At 65.7% G+C, this 20,226-nt stretch carries 20 protein-coding genes; 9 read left to right on the top strand and 11 right to left on the bottom strand.

Translation table 11 applies throughout. The features are described 5' to 3' along the window. Positions 1–4 precede the first annotated feature (4 nt). The 4 genes from BN972_RS16970 to BN972_RS16985 all read right to left on the bottom strand — a co-directional run bounded on the left by BN972_RS16970 (position 5) and on the right by BN972_RS16985 (position 3,521). Positions 5–820, bottom strand: a complete 816-nt coding sequence (locus BN972_RS16970) for an ABC transporter permease (RefSeq protein WP_036360047.1) — start codon at positions 818–820, stop codon at positions 5–7. 9 nt (positions 821–829) lie between these two features. After that, complete coding sequence (locus BN972_RS16975; RefSeq protein WP_036360049.1) at positions 830–1,615, bottom strand: MlaE family ABC transporter permease; 786 nt, start codon at positions 1,613–1,615, stop codon at positions 830–832. Between the two features lie 263 nt (positions 1,616–1,878). Next, on the bottom strand, positions 1,879–2,280 hold the full coding sequence (locus BN972_RS16980; RefSeq protein WP_051545541.1) for a nuclear transport factor 2 family protein: 402 nt from the start codon (positions 2,278–2,280) through the stop codon (positions 1,879–1,881). Beyond that, a complete protein-coding gene (locus BN972_RS16985) occupies positions 2,277–3,521 on the bottom strand; it encodes a cytochrome P450 (protein ID WP_036360051.1) in 1,245 nt (414 codons plus the stop codon). Before BN972_RS16985 ends, BN972_RS16980 begins: the two co-directional genes overlap by 4 nt. Positions 3,522–3,646: 125 nt before the next feature. On the opposite strand from BN972_RS16985, the gene BN972_RS16990 reads away from it, so the two are divergent. From BN972_RS16990 to BN972_RS17000, 3 genes are all read left to right on the top strand, one after another. Then, positions 3,647–4,828: a LuxR C-terminal-related transcriptional regulator gene (locus BN972_RS16990; protein WP_099051151.1), complete on the top strand. Its 1,182-nt coding sequence runs from the start codon at positions 3,647–3,649 to the stop codon at positions 4,826–4,828. A gap of 124 nt (positions 4,829–4,952) precedes the next feature. Further along, entirely contained in the window at positions 4,953–5,345 is a 393-nt protein-coding gene (locus BN972_RS16995) for a limonene-1,2-epoxide hydrolase family protein (protein WP_036360055.1), read from the top strand. Between the two features lie 29 nt (positions 5,346–5,374). Beyond that, positions 5,375–6,571 (top strand): TetR/AcrR family transcriptional regulator, encoded by a 1,197-nt coding sequence (locus tag BN972_RS17000; RefSeq protein WP_036360056.1) that lies wholly within the window; start codon positions 5,375–5,377, stop codon positions 6,569–6,571. Between the two features lie 10 nt (positions 6,572–6,581). On the opposite strand, the gene BN972_RS17005 is transcribed toward BN972_RS17000, so the two are convergent. Genes BN972_RS17005 through BN972_RS17025 form a run of 6 tightly spaced genes read right to left on the bottom strand, consistent with a single transcriptional unit; the run spans position 6,582 to position 13,261 of the window. Beyond that, a complete protein-coding gene (locus BN972_RS17005; RefSeq protein ID WP_036361140.1) occupies positions 6,582–7,352 on the bottom strand; it encodes an SDR family oxidoreductase in 771 nt (256 codons plus the stop codon). A 3-nt stretch (positions 7,353–7,355) separates the two neighbouring features. Then, complete coding sequence (locus tag BN972_RS17010) at positions 7,356–8,441, bottom strand: 3,4-dihydroxy-2-butanone-4-phosphate synthase (RefSeq protein ID WP_036360058.1); 1,086 nt, start codon at positions 8,439–8,441, stop codon at positions 7,356–7,358. Beyond that, positions 8,438–8,569 (bottom strand): hypothetical protein, encoded by a 132-nt coding sequence (locus tag BN972_RS30860; RefSeq protein ID WP_261785918.1) that lies wholly within the window; start codon positions 8,567–8,569, stop codon positions 8,438–8,440. The genes BN972_RS17010 and BN972_RS30860 overlap by 4 nt, the downstream gene beginning before the upstream one ends. Beyond that, positions 8,566–9,621: an alpha/beta fold hydrolase gene (locus BN972_RS17015; RefSeq protein ID WP_036361141.1), complete on the bottom strand. Its 1,056-nt coding sequence runs from the start codon at positions 9,619–9,621 to the stop codon at positions 8,566–8,568. Before BN972_RS17015 ends, BN972_RS30860 begins: the two co-directional genes overlap by 4 nt. Before the next feature lie 11 nt (positions 9,622–9,632). Further along, positions 9,633–12,140, bottom strand: coding sequence for an FAD-binding oxidoreductase (locus BN972_RS17020; RefSeq protein ID WP_036360060.1), 2,508 nt, complete (start codon positions 12,138–12,140; stop codon positions 9,633–9,635). 11 nt (positions 12,141–12,151) lie between these two features. Then, positions 12,152–13,261, bottom strand: a complete 1,110-nt coding sequence (locus BN972_RS17025) for an LLM class flavin-dependent oxidoreductase (RefSeq protein WP_036360063.1) — start codon at positions 13,259–13,261, stop codon at positions 12,152–12,154. Positions 13,262–13,478: 217 nt separating this feature from the next. On the opposite strand from BN972_RS17025, the gene BN972_RS17030 reads away from it, so the two are divergent. The 5 genes from BN972_RS17030 to BN972_RS29605 all read left to right on the top strand — a co-directional run bounded on the left by BN972_RS17030 (position 13,479) and on the right by BN972_RS29605 (position 18,660). Continuing rightward, on the top strand, positions 13,479–14,429 hold the full coding sequence (locus tag BN972_RS17030; protein WP_036360065.1) for an enoyl-CoA hydratase: 951 nt from the start codon (positions 13,479–13,481) through the stop codon (positions 14,427–14,429). A 15-nt stretch (positions 14,430–14,444) separates the two neighbouring features. Then, entirely contained in the window at positions 14,445–15,650 is a 1,206-nt protein-coding gene (locus BN972_RS17035; RefSeq protein WP_036360067.1) for an acyl-CoA dehydrogenase family protein, read from the top strand. A 1-nt stretch (position 15,651) separates the two neighbouring features. Then, positions 15,652–16,728 carry an acyl-CoA dehydrogenase family protein gene (locus tag BN972_RS17040; RefSeq protein ID WP_036360069.1) on the top strand — a complete coding sequence of 359 codons (1,077 nt, stop codon included), beginning with the start codon at positions 15,652–15,654 and terminating at the stop codon, positions 16,726–16,728. Between the two features lie 20 nt (positions 16,729–16,748). Beyond that, complete coding sequence (locus tag BN972_RS17045) at positions 16,749–18,374, top strand: AMP-binding protein (protein ID WP_036360071.1); 1,626 nt, start codon at positions 16,749–16,751, stop codon at positions 18,372–18,374. Between the two features lie 136 nt (positions 18,375–18,510). Next, positions 18,511–18,660 carry a hypothetical protein gene (locus tag BN972_RS29605; protein ID WP_155769077.1) on the top strand — a complete coding sequence of 50 codons (150 nt, stop codon included), beginning with the start codon at positions 18,511–18,513 and terminating at the stop codon, positions 18,658–18,660. Here the strand turns inward: BN972_RS29605 and tpx are convergent. Continuing rightward, on the bottom strand, positions 18,657–19,154 hold the full coding sequence (gene tpx / locus BN972_RS17050) for a thiol peroxidase (RefSeq protein WP_036360074.1): 498 nt from the start codon (positions 19,152–19,154) through the stop codon (positions 18,657–18,659). The genes BN972_RS29605 and tpx overlap by 4 nt on opposite strands. 108 nt (positions 19,155–19,262) lie before the next feature. Between tpx and BN972_RS17055 the strand changes: the two genes are divergently transcribed. Beyond that, positions 19,263–20,213 (top strand): GlxA family transcriptional regulator, encoded by a 951-nt coding sequence (locus BN972_RS17055; protein WP_036361142.1) that lies wholly within the window; start codon positions 19,263–19,265, stop codon positions 20,211–20,213. Positions 20,214–20,226: the final 13 nt, after the last annotated feature.

The following is a 20,226-nucleotide window of genomic DNA, read 5'->3' on the forward strand; positions in this document are numbered from 1 at the left end:
GTCACTAGCTCGCCAGGTGGAAGTTCGGGGACTGGCCGTAGATTGCGAGCGTCATGATGACGATGGCGATCGAGGCAACGACCATCGAGGCGCGCACCGCGCGACCTACCGCTTCGCCGACGCCGGCCGGCCCGCCGTGCGCGGTGTACCCGTAGTAGGTGCACACCAGCATGATCATCAGCGCCACGACAACGACTTCCAGTGATGACCACAGCACGTCGGACGGCCGAAGGAAGGTGTTGAAGTAGTGGTCGTACACCCCGGACCCCTGCCCGTAGACGGCCGTGGTGCCCAGCCGGGCGGCCAGATAGGCGGTCATGAGACCCACGCAGAACAGCGGAACGGCCACTACCACCCCGGCCAGCACCCGGGTGCTGGCAAGGTAACTGACGCTGCGGATCCCGATCACCTCGAGCGCGTCGACCTCTTCGTTGATGCGCATGGCTCCAAGTTGCGCGGTGGCCCCGGCGCCGACCGTGGCCGCCAGCGCGACCATCACAGTGCCGGGCTGGATTTCCCGGGTATTGAAGAACGCTGACGCAAACCCGGTCAGCGCCTCCACACCGACCGACGCGAATTGGTTGTAGCCCTGCACGGCCACGATGGCGCCGGTGGTCATGGCCAGGAAGCCCACGATGACCACCGTTCCCCCGATCACCGCCAGCACCCCGGTGCCCAAACCCATCTGCGCGATCACCCGTAGCAACTCGCCGCGGTAGTTCCTCACGGCATCGGGAATTCCGGTCAGCGTGCTGACATAGAACCGCGTCTGTGATCCCATGCGATTCCACTCGCCGGCAAGGGTTTTGGTCACAGTCATGGCTTCACCTCAGGACACCATGAACGGCATGCCGACGGCGGTGACGATGATGTTGATGACGAACAGGACGATGAAGGCGAACACCACGGTTTCGTTGACCGCTCTGCCGACCCCGGCGGGCCCACCGCCGACTGACATGCCTTTGTAGCAGGCGATCAGCCCGGCCATCAGCCCGAACAGCGTGGCTTTGATCATCGAGATGAAGACGTCGATCGTGTGGGTGAGCGTGGTCAGGCCCGTTACCCAGGCACCGGCCGAGACGTGCATGAGGAACACCGAACAGAAGAATGCGCCGATCAGACCGGTCGCGGTGACCACCGAACTCAATGCCAGCGAGACGGTCGTCGCCGCGAGCACCCGGGGCACGGCCAGCGCTTGAATCGGGTTGATACCCATCACCCTCAACGCGTCGAGTTCTTCGCGGATGGTGCGGGCACCGAGGTCGGCGCACATCGCGGTGGACCCCGCACCGGCCACCACCAACACGGTGACGATCGGCGCGCTCTGGTCGACGGTGAAGATCGCGCAGCCGGTGCCGGAGAAGTCGGCGGCACCGATGTCGGTTAGCAGCACATTGAACAGGAACCCGGAGATCACCGCCCATGGGATCGTCATCAGGATGCCCGGCAGGGTGGAAACCCGCGCCACGAACCAGCATTGGAACAGGTATTCGCGCCACGCGAAGGGCCGACGGAACATGCACACGAACGTGTCCAGCGTCATTGCGAAGAAATCGCCCATCGCGCCTAGTGGCTTGATGGCTGCGACGGGTGCCTTGCCGACCGCGATCACCATCTCTCTGCGCACCGCCGGCGAATCCTCACGCTGGCCCCCCGGACAGGTCGAAGTGGACGAGTGACACCCGCGAGGTTACGCGGCGCGACGCACTCATGTCCATAGCCGATACGCAATTGTCCGGGCATCTGGAACGTAAACAGCGATGCAAACGGCCGTATGAACCGTATGATGTATTTTGGCAGTACACGCTGGGCATCATTCCGGTACCAGCCGGACGGGCACAGCTTGACCGCCGTCCGCACCCAAGACGGCGGTGACTCTCATCGGGTGAACGCATCCACTGCGAGGGCCGAATTCGCAAAATCGCGGAAGTGCAACCATCGGCCGTCGCGCAGCGTGATGATGTGTGCGAACTCCGATTCCCATTCGAATCCGGTACCGATGCGGCGAAACCGTTGACGGCCCCAGGTGGCCAGGTCGTCACCCTGCGCGATGAACTTCCACGGTGCCATCTCAAGGATCTCGACCGCCCGCCCTACCCGGGCCAGGAAAGTCATCGCGTCGTCGATGCCCCGGTAATCGCCGGCGTACGGGATCTTGTCGGTTCCGTAGTAGGTGATGCGCACCTCGGGATCGAGGTGCGCGAGCACGGTGTGCAGGTCACCGGCCGGTACCGCAGCGTAGATTGCTTCGGTGGCTCGGATGTTGCGCGATTCGCTCATGAAAGGTGCAGGGGCAGGCGGACATACGCGTGGGTCAACAGGCTGGCGGTCTGTTTGGTCCCGGGGTCGTCGGTCAGGTTGATCGTCGGATAGCGGTCGAGCACGGCATTGAGTACCGCAATCACCTCGAGGCGAGCGAGCGAGGCGCCGAGGCAGAAGTGCAAGCCGTGACCCATCGAGAGTTGTTGGCGGATGTTGGGCCGGTCGATGTCGAGTCGCCCGGGTTCGGGGAATACCGCCGGGTCACGGTTGGCGGACCCGAAGAACAGCGCCACCCACTCTCCCTTGCGGATCAGCTTGCCGTCGATCTCGACGTCTCGGGTTGCGACGCGGAACAGGCGTTGCGGTGGTCCGTCGAGCCGAAGTGTCTCCTCGACAAAGATGTTCAGCAGTGTTCGGTCGGCCCGAATACGCGCTTGCACCTTCGGTTCTCGGGCCAGCGCATGGAGCAGGTTGCCGATCAGAAAGGTGGTGGTCTCGCTGCCGGCTACCACCAGCGTGACGCAGAAGCGGACTATTTCCTCAGGCGTGAGCCGATGCCCGTCCACCTCGGCGCGCAGCAGCGCCGAGATCAGATCCTCGGCATCGTCGGTTTCTCCGTTGTCGTCACCGGGTTGCCGTCCGGCCAGTCTGGCCGTGTGTTCAGCCAAGCGAGTGGCGAACGTGCCCACCATCTCCTCGTTGCTGGCGATGCGCTCGGCCGGGGTCAACGACGACGAGAGCATGAATGCGTTGGCCCAGCGCCGGAATCGGACGTGGTCGCCATCGGGCAAGCCCAGCAGCCGAACCATTGCCCGAGTGGGGACTTCGGCGGCGAAGTCCATGATCTCCACGTCGCCGTCGCCGAGGTCATCGAGCAGCTGCGGGATCAGCTCGTTGAGCCAGCCCGCGAGTCGCTTGACGCGGCGTGGCGAGAAGGCCTGGCTGACCAGTTTGCGCTCCACCTCGTGTTTGGGTGGATCGGTGTTGACCAGCATCAGGCTTGGAGCCGACGAAGCCTCCTGCAGGGGATCGCGCGACGAGAAGGTGGTGCTGTCGCGCGCGGCTTCGAAGACCTGGTCATACCGGAAGAGCGCCCACGCGGTGACCGGCTCGTCGGCCCCCGGAATGGTGCCGGGCGGCCAATCCCGGTATCCCGCAACGGGTGAGCTGCTGCGCAGTTCGTCGTAGAGCGGATATGGGTTGGCGATGCCCTGCGCAGTGGGCAGCAATTCGATGGCCGAGACGGTCGTTGATGACATGTCAATCAGCCTGTGCCAGCGCCGGCGGCAAATCGATCCCCCGTTGGAGGGGACTCCTACCCCCGTAGGAGGGGAATTCAGAATTTCGGTCGCGCCGCTGCTCCGGCCAGAGGACAGTGAGCGGGGTGACCGTTGTCAGCCAGACACCCGAGCCCAGCACATCGCGCACGCTCGCCGATGGCCCTCACCCGGGTTGGGCTTCTCGTCCTGCCAGGGAAAGCGACGCCGCGCGTCGCTACCGGGAAACGTTTCACGATGTCGACCCCACCGACGATGCGACGGCGGTGGTCGCTGAGGCCATAGACGCCAAGGCGGCCATCGTGCACAACGCGCTGGAGTCGCTCGGGGATGCGCACGCGCTCGATGCGCTGGAATCGGTGCTGGAGCTGTCCGCGCTCGAGCGCGAGTTGATCGAGGACGGCGCCAAGCGGCGCACCTTCGCGCTGTTGCAGGTGCAGGAGGCGTTGAGCAAGCTGCGCGTCGTCGACGACGTCGCAACGATCGTCGACCGGGCTCCGCGCGAACTGGTGGAGTCATGCGGATTCGATCGCGCCGTGCTGTTCCGGGTCCACGAGGGCCGAATGGTAATGGAGTCAGCGTATTTCGGCGACGACAGCGACGGGGCGGAGAAGATGGTCGCCTTCGCGCAGTCGGTCGCACCGTTGCTGGATCACATGCTGATCGAAACACAGATGATCCGCCGGCACGCGCCCGCGATCGTTCGCGATGCCCGCAATGACCCGCGGGTCAACCGGCCGATCGTCGACTTCTCGCTGACGCACTCCTACGTAGCGGCGCCGGTGATGCCGACGGGCAAAGTGATTGGGTTCCTGCATGCCGACCGGCTTTATTCGGGACGCATCGTCGACGAGATCGACCGCGACACGGTCTGGGCCTTCGCCGAAGGCTTCGGATACGCCTACGAGCGCACCGTTCTGCTGGAGCGGATGCGCCGTCAGCACACCGAGGTGCTGCGCGCATTGGCGTCCGCAGACGAGGCGGCCCGCGCCCTGCAGGACGCCGATCTGGACCTGCGCAAGATCGAACCGGTCGAACGCAGTCCCGCCGCCCGGTCCCTGGCCGAGGTCCAGACGCGGGTGATGACCGTGCTGACCCGGCGCGAGGTCGAAGTCTTGCGGCTGATGGCGGCCGGGCGTACCAACCAACAGATCGCCGACGAGCTGGTGATCTCGGCGGGCACGGTGAAGTCCCATGTGAAGCGGGTGCTGCGGAAGCTGAACGCGACCAATCGCGCCGAAGCCGCGTCGGCTTATGTGCGGCTTGCCAGCGTGCCGGACATCAACTGAGAATCGCTAAGTCCATGACGAATACTTTCTTAACAACGAAAACCGCACCTGAACCGGCATGTAATGGTGTATTCGCCCGATATCATGTAATTTGTTGATCCGGTATATCACCAGGAGCCGCCCAGTGTCTGACACCAAGGAAGCCAGTGCGAAAGTCGTCCGCGATTTCCTGGGGTCCTGGGAGGGGCGCAGCCTGGACACCATCTGCGGCGCCTTCGCCGACGACGCCGTCTACCACAATGTGCCGGTTCGGCCGATCGAGGGCATCACCGACATCCGCGCAGTATTCCAGGGATTCCTGGATGCCTTCGCGTACGCCAAACTCGACATCGTCAAACTGGCGGCCGAGCCCGGACTGGTCCTGGCTGAACGGGTCGATTACTTCACGATGCACGACGGCCGGAAGGTCGTGCTGCCGGTGACCGGCGTGTTCGAGGTCGAGAACGGCAAGATCACCCGCTTCAGTGACTACTTTGACCTAGCGGACTTCGAGCAGCAGAGCGGACTGAAACTGTAGTTCAGGTTTCACGGAGGGGGTGTACGTCGATGGATTCCGCCGTTGCGCCCGTGCGGCGCCGGCCGAAGGACCGCAAGCAGCAGATCCTCGATCAAGCCGTCGGGCTGTTCATCGACCGCGGCTTTCACTCGGTCAAGCTGGAGGACATCGCCGAGGCGGCCGGCGTCACCGCCCGCGCGCTGTATCGGCATTACGACAACAAACAGGCGTTGCTCGCCGAGGCGATCCGTACCGGCCAGGACCAGTACCAGAGTGCGCGTCGCCTCACCGAGGGCGCGGCCGGGCCGACGCCTCGCCCGCTGAGCGTCGATCTGCCCGATCTGATCGCTGCGGCCGTCGCATCCCGATCGCTGACCGTCCTATGGCAACGCGAGGCCCGCTATCTCAACGACGGGGACCGCAGCGAGGTTCGGCGCCGCATCAACGCGATCGTCGCCGGCATGCGGGAAAGCGTTGTGCTGCAAGTACCGGGGCTCAATCCACCACACGCGGAACTGCGCGCCTGGGCGGTGTCCAGCACGCTGACCAGCTTGGGTAGGCATAACCTGACCCTGCCCGCCGCAGAACTCAACGAGCGCCTCTATGACGCGTGTATGGCGGCGGCCCGCACACGTCCCGTCGCCGAGCTCGAGCCGATCGAGGACGCCCGCGCCGGCGATACCGATGCACTGTTCTCCCGCTCCGAAACGCTGCTGGCCACCGGTGCCCAACTGTTCCGGGCGCGGGGGTATCCGGCCGTCAGCACCAGCGAAATCGCCAAGGGCGCGGGGATTGCCGGTCCGGGCCTGTACCGCTCGTTCTCATCGAAGCAGGCTATTTTGGACGCGCTCGTCCGCCGTCTCGACGAGTGGCGCAGCCTGGAAACGATCCGGGCGCTGCGTGCGAAATCCGACCCGCCACAACGGCTGCGGGACCTGGTCCGCGGTCACGTGCAAGTCAGCCTGGACTCGCCGGACCTGGTGGCGGTGTGCGTCACCGAGTTGTCGCATGCTTCCACCGAAGTGCGGGACAGCTACCTGCGCAACCAGGCTGACCGCGAGGGGATTTGGATAGACCTCATCGCCGGGTTGGTCCCGCAGACCGCTGCGGCAGAGGCGAGGCTGCTGGTCGCCGCGGCGATCAGCTTTATCGAAGACGCCGCCCGGACTTGGCATCTCACCCGCTATGTCGGGGTCGCGGACGAGATCACGGCCATCGCGTTGTCCATTCTCACCAGCCGGGCCTGAGTCGGCGCGGTCACCAGAGCGCGGCGACGGTGCCGCCGTCGGCAATCTGCGTGGTCCCGGTGATCATGGCGGCATCGTCGGACAGCAGGAACGCCACGATGCCGGCCATCTCGTCGGGCGTGGCCATTCGCCCCTGGAGGCGGTCAATCATGTTGCGCGCGCCCCCTTCTCCGAGGGTTTGGTCGAACATCGTCATTGCGGTCTGCTGCATTGGCGTGTCGACGAAAGCCGGCAGCAACGCGTTGGCGCGGATGTTGACGGCACGCAGTTCGGCCGCGGCAACTCGGGTCAGTTGGCTGATGCCGGCTTTGGACATGCCGTATGCACCGGTCCCGGCCACCCCGATATGACCGGCCAGCGACGACAGGTTGACGATCGCTCCCCCGCCCCGCTCGATCATGCTCGGGGTCGCGTGTTTGGTGCACAGCCAGGCACCCCGCAGGTTCACCCCGATCACCCGGTCGAAGTCCTCGACGGCGGTGTCGATGAGCGAAGCCATATGCACCACACCGGCATTGGCCACGAGTTTGTCCACCCCGCCGAACGCGTCGACGCAGGCTGCCACCATGGCGATGACCTCGTGCTCGACGCTCACGTCGGCCCGGTGACCCAGCGCGCCGGAACCGACCTTCGTGGCGGCGGTGTCGGCTGCGGCGGCGTCGACGTCCGCACACAGCACCCGACAGCCCTCGGTCGCGAGCCGTTGCGCCACGGCCAGGCCGATACCGGCGCCGGCTCCGGTGACGATAGCGGCCTTCCCGGCCAGGTCTGGGTGCCCCACCACTCAGCCCGCGACCGCGAGAGTCTGCGTACCGATGCCCTGCTCGCGAATCGCCCCGAACATCACGAGACCGAATCCTGGTGTTTCGTCGGACAATTCGAGCGCGAATACCCCAAGGTCGCGCAGGATCCAGGTTACGGTGCCCGAGATGTTCCCGTGGGGGCTGGCATCTGGAGGTGCGAACAGACCGCATGCCCGCGGTGGGCCGGACGGACGCAGATACAGCACGACCCCGCCGGCCTGTCCCGACATTCTGGCCAGGGCACGGTCGAGTTCATCACCACACCGACAAGCGTTGGAGCCGAACACATCTCCGGTCAGGCACTCGACGTGAACGTGCAACGGCAGCGGGATCCCCGCGCCGGCGGTTCCCACGATCAATGCCAGATGTTCGCCGCCATCGTGCACATCCCGGTATCCGATCGCCCGGCAGTTGCCGGCCCGGGTGGGCAGGACCGTCTCCGTCAGCCGAACCACCTGCGGCTCGGTTCGGCGTCGGTACTCCACCAACTCGGCGATGGACACCACGGCCAATCCGTGCGCGACCGCGAATTCCACCGCCTCGTGGCCACCTGCCAGCAGCGCGGGATCGCGGCGCGAGACGATCTCACTGAAGCCGGCGCAGCGTCCCCGTCCGGCAAGGAATGCCAGATCGGTTGCCGCCTCCGCGGGCCGGCGTCGGCTCAGCACGCCGTCGGCCTCGACCCGGACCGGGACCACGTGACCGGGCCGCTGCAGATCCGAGGCGACCGTGGCGGATGATGCGAGCGCGGCGATGGTCCGCGCCCGATCCGCCGCCGAGATACCGGTGCCGGTGCCGAAAGCGTCCACCGACACGCAATGACTGACGACGTCTTCGGCCGTGTGTGATATCGGCGGCAGGTTCAGGCGCGCGCATTCCTTGCCCGGCAAAGCGACTCGGACATAGCCCGACGTATGGCGGATGGCGAAGTGCAGCAGCGAGGGGGTCGCGGCGTCGGCGGCGAACACCAGTTGGCCGTCGTCGTCGGCGCCGTCGCTGAGGACGACGGGCCGACCGGCGGCCATCGCGGTGATGGCGCGCCGTACCCGCACATCGGTCGTCTTCATACGCCGTCCTGTACTGCCAGCCGGCGAAACCGGCTGCGGTGGAAAACCAGCGGCGGTACGCGCGGATCGGCGGCCAACGAGCGCACCTCGAGGACCGTCGCTTCGTCCAATCGGTCGATGATCGTCATCGAAGTCCGTCAAGGAATTCCAGCAGTAGCCGGTTGGTCTCCTCGGGCGCCTCTTGCTGAATCCAGTGGCCGACCCCGGCGATCATATGCGTGCCGCGGTAGTCCGACATCACCTCGTCGGCCCGCTCGACAGCCTCGGCGCCCCAGGTGGTGCCGACGTCGTATTCACCGCCGATGAAAAGGGCAGGCGGGGTGAGCGGCTTACCTTCCTGGTCTGCCAGGTCATGCCAATCATTGTCGATGTTGTGATAGAAGCTCAGCGGGCCGCCGAAACCGGACCGCTCGAATTCGCCTGCGTAGAAATCGACGTCGACATCGGTGAACCACGAGGGCATCGTCTCCGGGTAGAGGAACGCATCCTTGAGCTTTGCTCCCTGTGCCATGCACAGCGGGCCTGCCCGGATCACGTCGATCGGGTCCATCGACGCCAAATCGACCCCGGCGTCGACTGCGGCCTTAGTGGCCGCGATCATTCCCTCGCCCGACACCGTATAGGTAAGGCCCAGCAGCCACGAGCGGACGTCCTCTTCGATCTCGGCGATGACACCGTCCTGGGCCGCGAAGTAGTCCTGGTACCAGATCCGGCCCTCTCCGGCGAGTTCCAGGTGGTAGTCGTTGGGGCGGTGCTCGCCGAATGGGCTGCCCGGCAACCCGATCACGCCGCGGCCAGCGAACGGCACGCTGATGCCGACCACACCCGCGCACCGATCCGGGTGCAGCCACGCGAAGGTCCAGGCGACCGGTGCGCCCCAGTCATGACCCACCACGAATGCTTTGTCCTCGCCGTAGGCGTCGAGGACACCAACGATGTCGTCGACCAGATACTTGATGCGGTAGGCCGAATTCAAGAAGTACTTCGAGGAGCGGCCGTAGCCGCGCTGGTCGATGGCCACCACGTGGTAACCGGCATCGGCGAGGGCGGGTATCTGGTGACGCCAGGAGTACCACGACTCCGGAAAGCCGTGGATCAGCACCACCAGCGGACCGGATCCCTGCTCCACGGCGTGGATCCGGGTGCCTCGATGGTTCAGGGTTCGATGAACCTGCGCCATGGTCGCCTCCGTCATGGTCTGCTGGCGCCGACCAGCTGGTCGACGGGTTCGGCGGGTACGGGCCGATTTTGGTAATTTCGTGCGATCAGCGTCTTCTCGCCGGACAGCCGGGTGCGGGCCCACTTGCCGAGCGCTCGTCCCGCAATCCCGGGTTTCATCAGCGCCAGGGGAGGTTTGACGAGGTGGACCACGGCCAGGAACTCCCGGTACGCGTCGAGGTCGTCGTGCACCAGCTCCAGCAAGCGATCCATGTACCAGGTCAGGACGCCGAAGTAGAACGGACGCTTTTTCTCCACGTCCTTCATCCAGTTGAACCGCAGGTTCTGTTCGCGGATCACGAACCAGGCGGTGTCGGCCATCTTGGCGATCGAGCGGTAGTAGCGGCGTGGCAGGTCCCGGTGCCCCGGACCGTATTTGGCCAGTAGTACCTGCATCGCGCGAACCTCTTTGAGCGCCAGGCTCATTCCCAGACCGGATACCGGGTCGGCGCTGGTGTAGGCGTCTCCGACCGCCACCAGTGCGCGCGGTAGGTTCCGCTTCTTCTCGTAGTGCAGGCGCAGCATGTTCGGATAGCGGAAGTTGTAGATCGGCGAGGCCGGTTCCAGCCCGTCGATGTTCTCACCCACGATCGGCGACGGCATCCGATCGGCGAACTCGCGGAACTCCTTCGCCGTTCGCGGCGGGGAGTAGCAGTTGTAGGCCACCAGCGACGTGGACAGCAGCGTGCGGGAACTATCGGTGTAATACTGCGCCGCGTAGGTGTCTTCGAAGGGGCGGTAGGCGTAGCAGATCACCATCACCTTGTCCTGCCACTGCCGCTCGGGCGGAACACGGTGCTGCATGGTCGAATAGAAGCAGTTGATGATGTCCTGTTCTACCTCCGGCGCGCCGATTCCCAGGCGGTCCAAGAACTCCGGCACCCGGGTGTTCTTGCCCGACGCGTCGACCACGAATTCGGCGGGAATAACCTGGGCGCCTTCTCCCACTGCGACGCCGATGATGCTGTGGTTCGCGCGGTCGAGTACCAGGTCGGTCACCTCGGCCTCGTAGCGGAAGTCGATCCGGGGCTCGTTGTCGAGCCGCCGCCGCACACACCATTCGAGTAGCGGCCTTCCGGCGCAGACGATCTCGATGTCACTGGTGCCCGGTTTTTTCCACGACCCGCCCAGCCTGATTCGGTACTGCGCGGCCATGTCGACCTTGAACGCGCCCTCGCGGACCATGTCGTCGACGATGCCGGGGAAGAAACGGTCCAACTCGATCTGCCCGGCGGTCAGCAGGTGATGCAGATGCCAGCCCTGAGCAGCACCGGGCCGGCCTTCGCGGCGCCGATGTGCGTCGTCTTGTTCCAGCACGATGACGCGCTCGAATGTCTCGCTGCACACCTTCGCCGCCGCGATGCCGGCGATGCTGCCGCCAATGATCACGGCCGTGCCACGACCGCGCCGCCTGATGTCATCGACGTCTAGCCCCGCCTGGTCGAGGCGGACCGCGGTGCGGCTCTTGGCCGCGCCGCTGGGCACGAACTTCTCGTAGTACAACCCGACGCGGTGGAACCCGTTGTCGCCCAGCCAGCTTCGGGTGGCCTCGACCATCGGCGCAGGGCCGCACAGGTAGACGTCCGCGTCGCCGCCGGCCAGCATCCGCTCATCCAGCAGGTCGGTGACCAGTCCGGTGCGCCCATCCCACTCGTCGCTGGACTCCACCACGGTGACGCGCACGTCCACAGCGGCGACGCGACGCTGTAGCTCCCGGAGTTCGTCGAGCTTGCACAGATCGGCGGCGTCGGTCACTCCATAGAGCAGGTATACCGGCTGACTGGTGTGCGCATCCAGGCTCTGTGCCATCGCCAGTATCGCCGAGAGACCGGTGCCGCCCGCGATCAGGATCACCGGCCGTACCACGGGCCGCAGGTAGAAGCTGCCCTTGCTGCACCGCAAGGGAATTCGGTCGCCGGGCTTGGCACGGTCGCGCAAATAGTTCGACATGACTCCGTCGGGGAGCAACCGGATGATGAACTCCAGTTCCCCGCCGCCGTCGGCCGGGTGGGCGTAAGAGTAGTTGCGCCAGATGTCGGTGCCGGGCACCTGCAGCTGGGCGAACTGGCCGGCCTTGTAGTGCAGGGCTTTGCCCCAGCCCGAGATGTCGACGCGCAGCAGCGCGGTGCTGGGTGATATCAGTTCCACTCCGGTAACCAGTGCGTCGCCGGTGACCAATAGCGCGGCGTTGTCGTCGGCCGGATACTGCAACTCGATACGGCAGTCCGAGGTGGCGTACGTCTGACAGGTCAGGATCTTTCGGGCGGCACGCTCGACATCGGAGAGGCCTTCGGTGCGTCCCATCTCGTACGTGCCGGCCGTACACGAGGCGACACAGGTACCACAAATTCCGCTCTGGCATTCGTTGACGATCGCGACGCCGTGCTCCTCTGCGGCATCGAGCATCGTCTGGTCTGGACGGACCGGCATGATTTTGTGCGTCCCGTCCGAATAACCGACGTTGACCTGACGAACCGGCATGACTGACACCGCTAGACGACCAACGCGACTGGCTTGCGGGCTATGCGGGCGTTGAGTCTGGGCATGACCTCCTCGGCCAGCAGTCGCAACGATTCTTTCCAGGGCCCGGGGTCCTCCCGGTAGTCGAACCCGAGCACCAGCAAATGGCCGAATCCGCCGACTTGATCGTAGGTGGCCTCCAGCTTGTCGACCACCGTCTCGACCGAACCGACCACAAAGGTGTTCTCGGCGAGGTATTCCGCGGTCACATCGTCGTCGGCGACCGACGGATGGTGCTTGTAGAACTTGGTCATGCCGAACATGCGGAAGGTCGGCAAGGTGTACTCGCGCATGGCGCGACCCATCGCGCCGTCGACGGCGTAACGGAAGGCTTCCTCGTCGGTCTCGGCCACCAGCACCTCGCGCACCAGCCGCCAGTCGCGGCGGTCCGGCGTGCGGCCACTGCGCTCGGCACCTTCGAGCACCGCATCCCAGTGCGTGGCAACGTATTCGGTGTTGAGGTCGAGGCTCATCGGGAGATAACCGCGTTCGCCGGCCAACTTGAGTGTCTCAGAGCCCGCGCTGAAGCCGGTGACGCCGATGGGCGGATGCGGATTCTGGAACGGTTTGATGTGGCGCCGCATCAGTCCCTCGAACATCGGCGCGATCCCGTTGGCGTTCCAGTACTTTCCGCGATGTTCCCATGGCGCGTCCTCGGTCCAGATGCGCAGCATGATCTCCAGCGCTTCGCGGGTCATCTCGCGGTGTTCACCGTTCTTGCCGTCCACGTCATACAGCGCCCAGTCACCGGGAATGCCGCTGGCGCCTACGCCCAGCATGAAGCGGCCCTGGGCCAGGTGGTCGAAATACGCGACGCGGTGCGCCAATTCGACCGGGTGATGGTAGGGCAACAGGTGTGCACCCGGTGCAAGCTTGATGTTCTTGGTTCGCAGCAGCGCCTGTGCCAGCAGCAGATCCGGCGCACAGATCGGTTCCCACGGCACGGTGAAGTGTTCGCCGACCCAAGCCTCCACATAGCCGAGCTGGTCGGCCAGCTCGATGATGTCGAGATCCCACTGGGTCGCGTCGTACAGGGTGCGCTCCGGTGGATGGGCCGGCATCAGGAAGATTCCGATCTCCATCGTTAACCCTTCGTCGTCGGGTGCCAGGTCGGCCGTTCTGTAGGTCTATCACAGTACTAGCAAGATACTTCGTTGTACACAAGAGCCTGATTGCTTGGTAATTCCTTCGGATCTAAGCGCTAGTAGCGCGTACTGGCTATGGACATAATGTAGAACGCGCGCGTAATCTCGCACGGGTCACGCGTTCGCCGTGTGCATTGAGCAGCGAGGAGCCGTTATGAGCGTTACCGGGGTGAGTTCGATCGATCACCGGCCCAACGGGGACCGGCCCGGAACCGACTTCAAGTTCCTTCGCTACGAGACGATCGATGACGGCCGGATCGCGGCGATCACGCTGGACCGGCCGAAGCAGCGCAACGCGCAAACCCGCGGACTGCTGGTGGAACTCGGTGCTGCGTTCGACCTCGCCGAAGCGGACGACGCCGTCCGCGTGGTGATCCTGCGCGGTGCGGGACCGGCGTTCTCGGCCGGACACGACCTGGGCTCGGCTGACGACGTTCGCGAGCGCACACCCGGGCCGGACCAGCACCCCACCTACCAATGCAACGGCGGCAGCTTCGGCGGGGTGGAATCACGCAACCGCCAGGAGTGGCACTACTACTTCGAGAACACCAAGCGGTGGCGCAACCTGCGCAAGATTACGATTGCCCAGGTCCATGGGACGGTGCTGTCGGCGGGCCTGATGCTGGCGTGGTGCTGCGACCTGATCGTGGCCGGCCAGGACACCGTGTTCGCTGACGTCGTCGGTACCCGGCTGGGCATGTGCGGCGTGGAGTACTTCGGCCATCCGTGGGAGTTCGGGCCGCGCAAGGCGAAGGAACTTCTGCTCACCGGCGACTCGATCGGCGCAGATGAGGCCCACCGTCTTGGGATGGTCAGCAAGGTGTTTCCGGATGACGAATTAGCGGAGCGCACAATCGTATTCGCCCGCCGAGTCGCGAAGGTGCCGACGCTGGCGGCGCTGCTCATCAAGGAGTCGGTCAATCAAAGCGTCGACGCAATGGGTTTCACTACAGCCCTGGATGGGTGTTTCAAGATCCACCAGCTCAACCACGCCCACTGGGCCGAGGTGACTGGCGGGCAACTGTCCTACGGAACCGTCGAGTACGGCCTGGACGACTGGCGGGGCGCTCCGGAAATCCTTCCGGCCGACAAGCAGCGGCCCTGAATCAGGACACGCAACGTGGACGTCACGTATCCGCCTGAGGTCACGGCATTTCGCCGCCGCATCCGGGAGTTCCTGGCCGAGCAGTTGCCGGCCGACTGGGCAGGCCTCGGTGCCCTTGCACCCGAAGACCGCGAGAAATTCGCCAGCCGGTGGCGGCGGTCGCTGGCCGCGGCCGGACTGGTGGCGGTGTCGTGGCCCAAAGAGTACGGCGGCGGCGGTTTGTCGCCCCTCGAGCAGGTGGTGCTCGCCGAGGAGTTCAGCCGGGCGGGTGCCCCGGAGCGCGCCGAGAATGACCTGCTCGGCATCGATCTGCTCGGCAACACCCTGATTGCCGTCGGGTCCGAGGAGCAGAAGGCGCACTTTCTGCCGCGCATCCTGTCCGGCGAGGACCGCTGGTGCCAGGGCTTCTCCGAACCCGACGCCGGTTCAGATCTCGCGGCCGTGCGCACCCGTGCGGCGCTCGACGGCGACGAATGGGTGATCAACGGCCAGAAGATATGGACTTCGGCCGGTAGCACAGCGAATTGGATCTTCCTGTTGGCGCGCACCGAGTTCAGCGCGCCCAAGCACAAGGGGTTGTCGTTGCTGCTGGTGCCGATCGGACAGCCGGGAATCCTCGTCCGGCCGATCGTCAACGCCGCCGGCCATTCGTCCTTCAGTGAGGTGTTCTGCACCGATGCCCGCACGGCGTCGGCCAATGTGCTGGGTGGCGTCGGCAACGGATGGGCCACCGCAATGACGCTGCTGGGGTTCGAACGCGGCTCAGCGGTGACGACGGTCGCGCTCGAGTTCGCCCGCGACCTGCAGCGGTTGTGCGACCTCGCGCGCGAACGAGGCCTGAACACCGATCCGCGCGTCCGAGATGGGCTGGCGTGGTGCTTCTCCCGTGTGCAGATCATGCGTTACCGCGGCTACCGCGGCCTGACCTCGGCGCTGCACGGCGAACTGCCCGGTGCCGACGCCGCGATCAGCAAAGTCATCTGGAGCGAATACTTCCGCAGTTACACCGATCTAGCGGCAGAGATCCTCGGGCTCGACGTACTGAGCCCGGACGGGCCGGGTAACGGCGGAGCCCGGGTGGTGCCCGAAGCCGGCACGCCGAACTCCCCCGCATGCTGGATGGAGGAGTTGCTGTACTCCCGCGCCGCGACGATTTATGCCGGCAGTTCGCAGATCCAGCGCAACGTCATCGGCGAGAAGCTCCTCGGATTGCCGCGCTGACATGGACTTTCGATACAGCACCGAGCAGGACGACTTCCGCGCGGCGCTGCGCGGTTTCCTGCAGCGCTCAACCCCTGAGGAAACCCCGGAGGAATACGACGCCGCACTGTGGCAGCGCCTGTGCGGCGATCTCGAACTGCCCGGCCTACACATCCCGGCCGAGTACGGCGGCGCCGGAGCCACCCTCGTCGACACCGCGATCGCCTGCACCGAGCTCGGCCGAGCACTCGCGCCAGTTCCGTTCGCGGCCAACGCCTTTGCGGTCGAAGCAATTCTGCGCCTCGGCGATGAGGAACAACGCAAGGAACTGCTCACCAAGTTGCTGTCGGGTGCGCAGATCGGGGCGTTCGCCGCCTGTGGCCCCGGTGCGGCGAGTGGCGCGACCGTGGTAGCCGAGGAACGGGACGGGCGCACCCTGCTCACCGGCAACTGCACACCGGTGCTGCACGGTCACGTCGCCGACCTGTTTGTGGTGCCGGCCATCGCATCCCGCGGTGAGATCACGGCCTGCGTGGTACGGGCCGGCGCGCCCGGCCTCACCGTTGAGCGGCTGCCGTCGTTCGATATCACCCGGCCGGTCGCGCGGTTGCGGTTGAGTCAGGTGCCCGCAGAGGCGCTGCGGGCGAGCCGGCCCGGCGAGCTCCTGCCTGTCGTGGACCTCGCCCGGGTGCTGCTCGCGGCCGAGATGCTCGGTGGCGCCGAAGCCTGCCTCGAGCTGGCTGTCGAGTATGCGCGCCAGCGCACCCAATTCGGACGGCCGATCGGCTCGTTCCAAGCGGTCAAGCACATGTGCGCGGAGATGCTGATCGAGATCGACGCCACCCGTGCGGCCGTGATGTTCGCGGCCATGAGCGCCACCAGCGGCGAGGAGCTGGCGATAGCGGCGCCACTGGCGAAGGCGCAGGCCGCCGACACGTTTGTGCAGTGCGCCGAGTCTGCGATACAGATTCATGGCGGCATCGCGTTCACCTGGGAGCACCCCCTGCACCGGTACTTTCGCCGGGCCAAGAGCACCGAAGCGCTGTTCGGCAGCAGTGCGCAGCACCGGGCGCTGCTCGCCGACCGCGCGGGATTGTGACGCCGCGCCATGGACTCGTGATGGACTCCTACGAGAAGGGACCGGTCAGCCCAGCGCTGCTGGACGAGACCATCGGCGCAAACTTCGAGCGCACGGCACGGACCCATCCGGGCGTCGAGGCGCTGGTCGACGTCGCCGCCGGACGCCGCTGGACCTACCACGGTCTGAACGCCGAGATCGATTGCCTGGCAAAGGCGTTGATTGCCAGCGGCATCGAGCCTGGGGAACGCGTCGGTATCTGGTCCCCCAACTGCGCGGAATGGACCATCCTGCAGTACGGGGCGGCCAAGGTCGGCGCCGTTCTGGTGGCGATCAACCCGGCATACCGCAGCCACGAACTGTGCCACGTCTTGCGCCACGCCGGGGTGCGACTGCTCATATCCGCCACCGCATTCAAGACTTCCGACTATCGCAGCATGCTTGGCGAAGTCCGCCCGCTGGCGGCGGAGTTGGGTGAAGTCATATTTCTCGGCACCGAAGACTGGCAGCTGTTATTGCAACGTGCCGACCGGGTGCCCGAGCACCGGCTGCGAAGCAGGCTGGCTGGCCTGCGCCCGTCGGATCCGGTTAACATTCAATACACCTCGGGCACAACAGGTTCGCCAAAGGGGGTCACGCTCTCACACCGCAACATCCTGAACAACGGCTATTTCGTCACCGAACTGCTGGGCCTGCGAGCCGGGGACCGGCTGTGCATTCCGGTGCCGTTCTACCACTGCTTCGGGATGGTGATGGGCAACCTGGGCTGTACCAGTCATGGCGCCACGATGGTGATCCCGGCCGCGGGCTTCGACCCGGCCGCGACGTTGCGGGCAATCGAACGGGAACGTTGCACCGCGATCTATGGCGTTCCGACGATGTTCATCGCGCTGCTCGAGCACCCCGACCTCGCCGACCGCGACGTATCGTCGCTGCGCACCGGAATCATGGCCGGCGCGTCGTGCCCGGTGGAGATCATGAAGCGATGCATCGCTGAACTGCACATGCCCGAGGTGTCGATCGCCTACGGGATGACCGAAACCTCCCCGGTTTCCTGTCAGACCCTGAGCACCGACGATCTGGCCAGGCGCACCGCGACGGTCGGACGCGCCCACCCGCACGTCGAGATCAAGGTGGTCGATGCCGACACCGGCGAGGTGGTGCGACGAGGGCAAGCCGGCGAGTTGTGTACCCGCGGCTACTCCGTCATGACCGGGTACTGGCGCGACGACGAGCGGACGCGCCAGGTCATCGACGGAGAGGGTTGGCTGCACACGGGTGACCTGGCGGTCATGGGAGAAGACGGCTACTGCGCGGTGGTCGGACGCACCAAGGACATGATCATCCGCGGCGGGGAGAATGTCTCACCCCGCGAGATCGAGGAATTCCTGCACACCCATCCCGACATCGCCGACGCTGCGGTGGTGGGAGTGCCCGACGCCAGGTACGGCGAGGAGATCTGCGCGTGGATCAGGATGCGCCCCGGCCGTGCGGCGCTGGACCAGGACGTGGTCGCCGCCTTCTGCGCGGAGCGGTTGGCGCACTACAAAGTCCCGCGTTACGTCCATGTGGTCGACGGCTTTCCGATGACCGCGACGGGCAAAGTCCGCAAAGTTGACATACGATCGCAGGCCGCGGAACGGATCAGCCGTTGTCAACGGTCTTGACATGAATCATGTTCGGACCCAACGTGTTTCGGGTCTTGACCGGGTATATAAGAAGTTCCGAGCAATTTCGAAACGGCTATTCCCGCCGAGTGGCCGCGACGCTAGCATTTCGCTTCAACCGACCCGAGGAGCCGAGATGACCGACAAACAGAGAACGCTGGCGGTCCGGGTGGCCTTGGGCGTGGTGATGACGGTCGTCGGCGCGTTCATGCTCGCCGGCTGCCCGGTCACGGCCCAGCCGCCGCTCGAACTCCGTGCGGCGGTCTGCGCCGCCCCACCGGGTTAGGACTTGAGAGCGCCGAGCGCCGCGTCGTAATCGGGCTCCTGCGCGATCTCGGGCACCAGCTCGGTGTGCACGACGTTGCCGTCGGGCCCGATCACCACGACCGCCCGGGCCAACAGGCCCGCCATCGGGCCGTCGGCGATGGTGACGCCGTAGTCCTCACCGAAGCTGTCCCGGAACGCCGATGCGACGTTGACGTTCTCGATGCCCTCTGCGCCGCAGAATCGCTTCTGCGCGAACGGCAGATCCTTGGAGACACACACCACCGCCGCGCCGGTTCCGGCGACCCGCTCGTTGAAGGTCCGCACGCTGGTCGCGCACACCGGGGTGTCCACCGACGGAAAGATGTTCAGCAGCACAGCTTTCCCGTCGAACTGGTCGTTACTGACCGGGCCCAGATCGGCGCCGGTCAGCGTGAAGGCAGGGGCCGGAGACCCCACGGCGGGAAGCTCGCCGACGGTGTTGATCGCATTTCCGCGCAAGGTTATCTGTGCCATGCGCACAGTCTGCCAAGAAGCCCAGCGCGGTTCTTGCCCGGGTCCGATGTCCTAATTCGTGGGGTGCAGGGCGTAGACGCCACGATGATGCTGGCTGAAACTATCTGCATGGCTCGCAAGGTGGTCATCGCCGGCTTCCCCGGTGTGCAGGCGCTCGATGTGGTGGGACCGTACGAGGTCTTCACCGGCGCTGCGCTGTTGACCGAGGGAGGCTACGAGGTGATCGTGGGCTCCCCCGGCGGACAACCCGTCAGCACTCCCACCGGCCTCAGCTTTCACGCGGCGCCGCTCCCCGATCCTCGAGAACCGGTCGATACCGTGGTGCTGCCCGGCGGCGCCGGGATCGATGCGACGCGCACCGACCGGGAGTTCATCGACTGGGTCAAGGCCGTGTCCCGATCGGCGCGCCGCATTGTCACCGTGTGCACGGGCGCGTTCCTGGCCGCCGAGGCGGGACTGCTCGACGGCCAGCGCGTCACCACCCATTGGGCCTTCGCCGACCGGTTGGCCGAAGAGTTCCCGTCCATCGATGTCGACCCCGATCCGATCTTCCTCCGCAGTGGCGAACGGATCTGGACCGCAGCTGGTGTCACCTCGGGTATCGACCTCGCCCTGTCACTCGTCGAGGACGACCACGGCACCGAAGTTGCGCAGACCGTGGCCCGTTGGCTGGTGCTCTACCTGCGCCGCCCCGGCGGACAGACGCAGTTCGCCGCGCCGGTGTGGATGCCCAGGGCCAAGCGGCCGTCCATCCGTGATGTCCAGGAGGCCATCGAGTCCGAACCCGGTGGAATGCACAGTGTGGACGAACTGGCCCGGCGGGCCGCGATGAGTCCACGCCATTTCACCCGGGTGTTCACCGAAGAGGTCGGTGAGGCGCCGGGCCAGTACGTCGAACGTATCCGCACCGAAGCCGCGCGCCGGCAACTGGAAGAGACCGACGACACCGTGGTGGCGATCGCCTCGCGCTGCGGTTTCGGTACCGCGGAAACGATGCGCCGCAACTTCATTCGCCGGATCGGCGTTCCGCCCGATCAGTACCGCAAGGCTTTCGCCTAGTAACTACCAGTGA

Source organism: Mycobacterium asiaticum DSM 44297, from assembly GCF_000613245.1.
GTDB lineage: Bacteria > Actinomycetota > Actinomycetes > Mycobacteriales > Mycobacteriaceae > Mycobacterium > Mycobacterium asiaticum.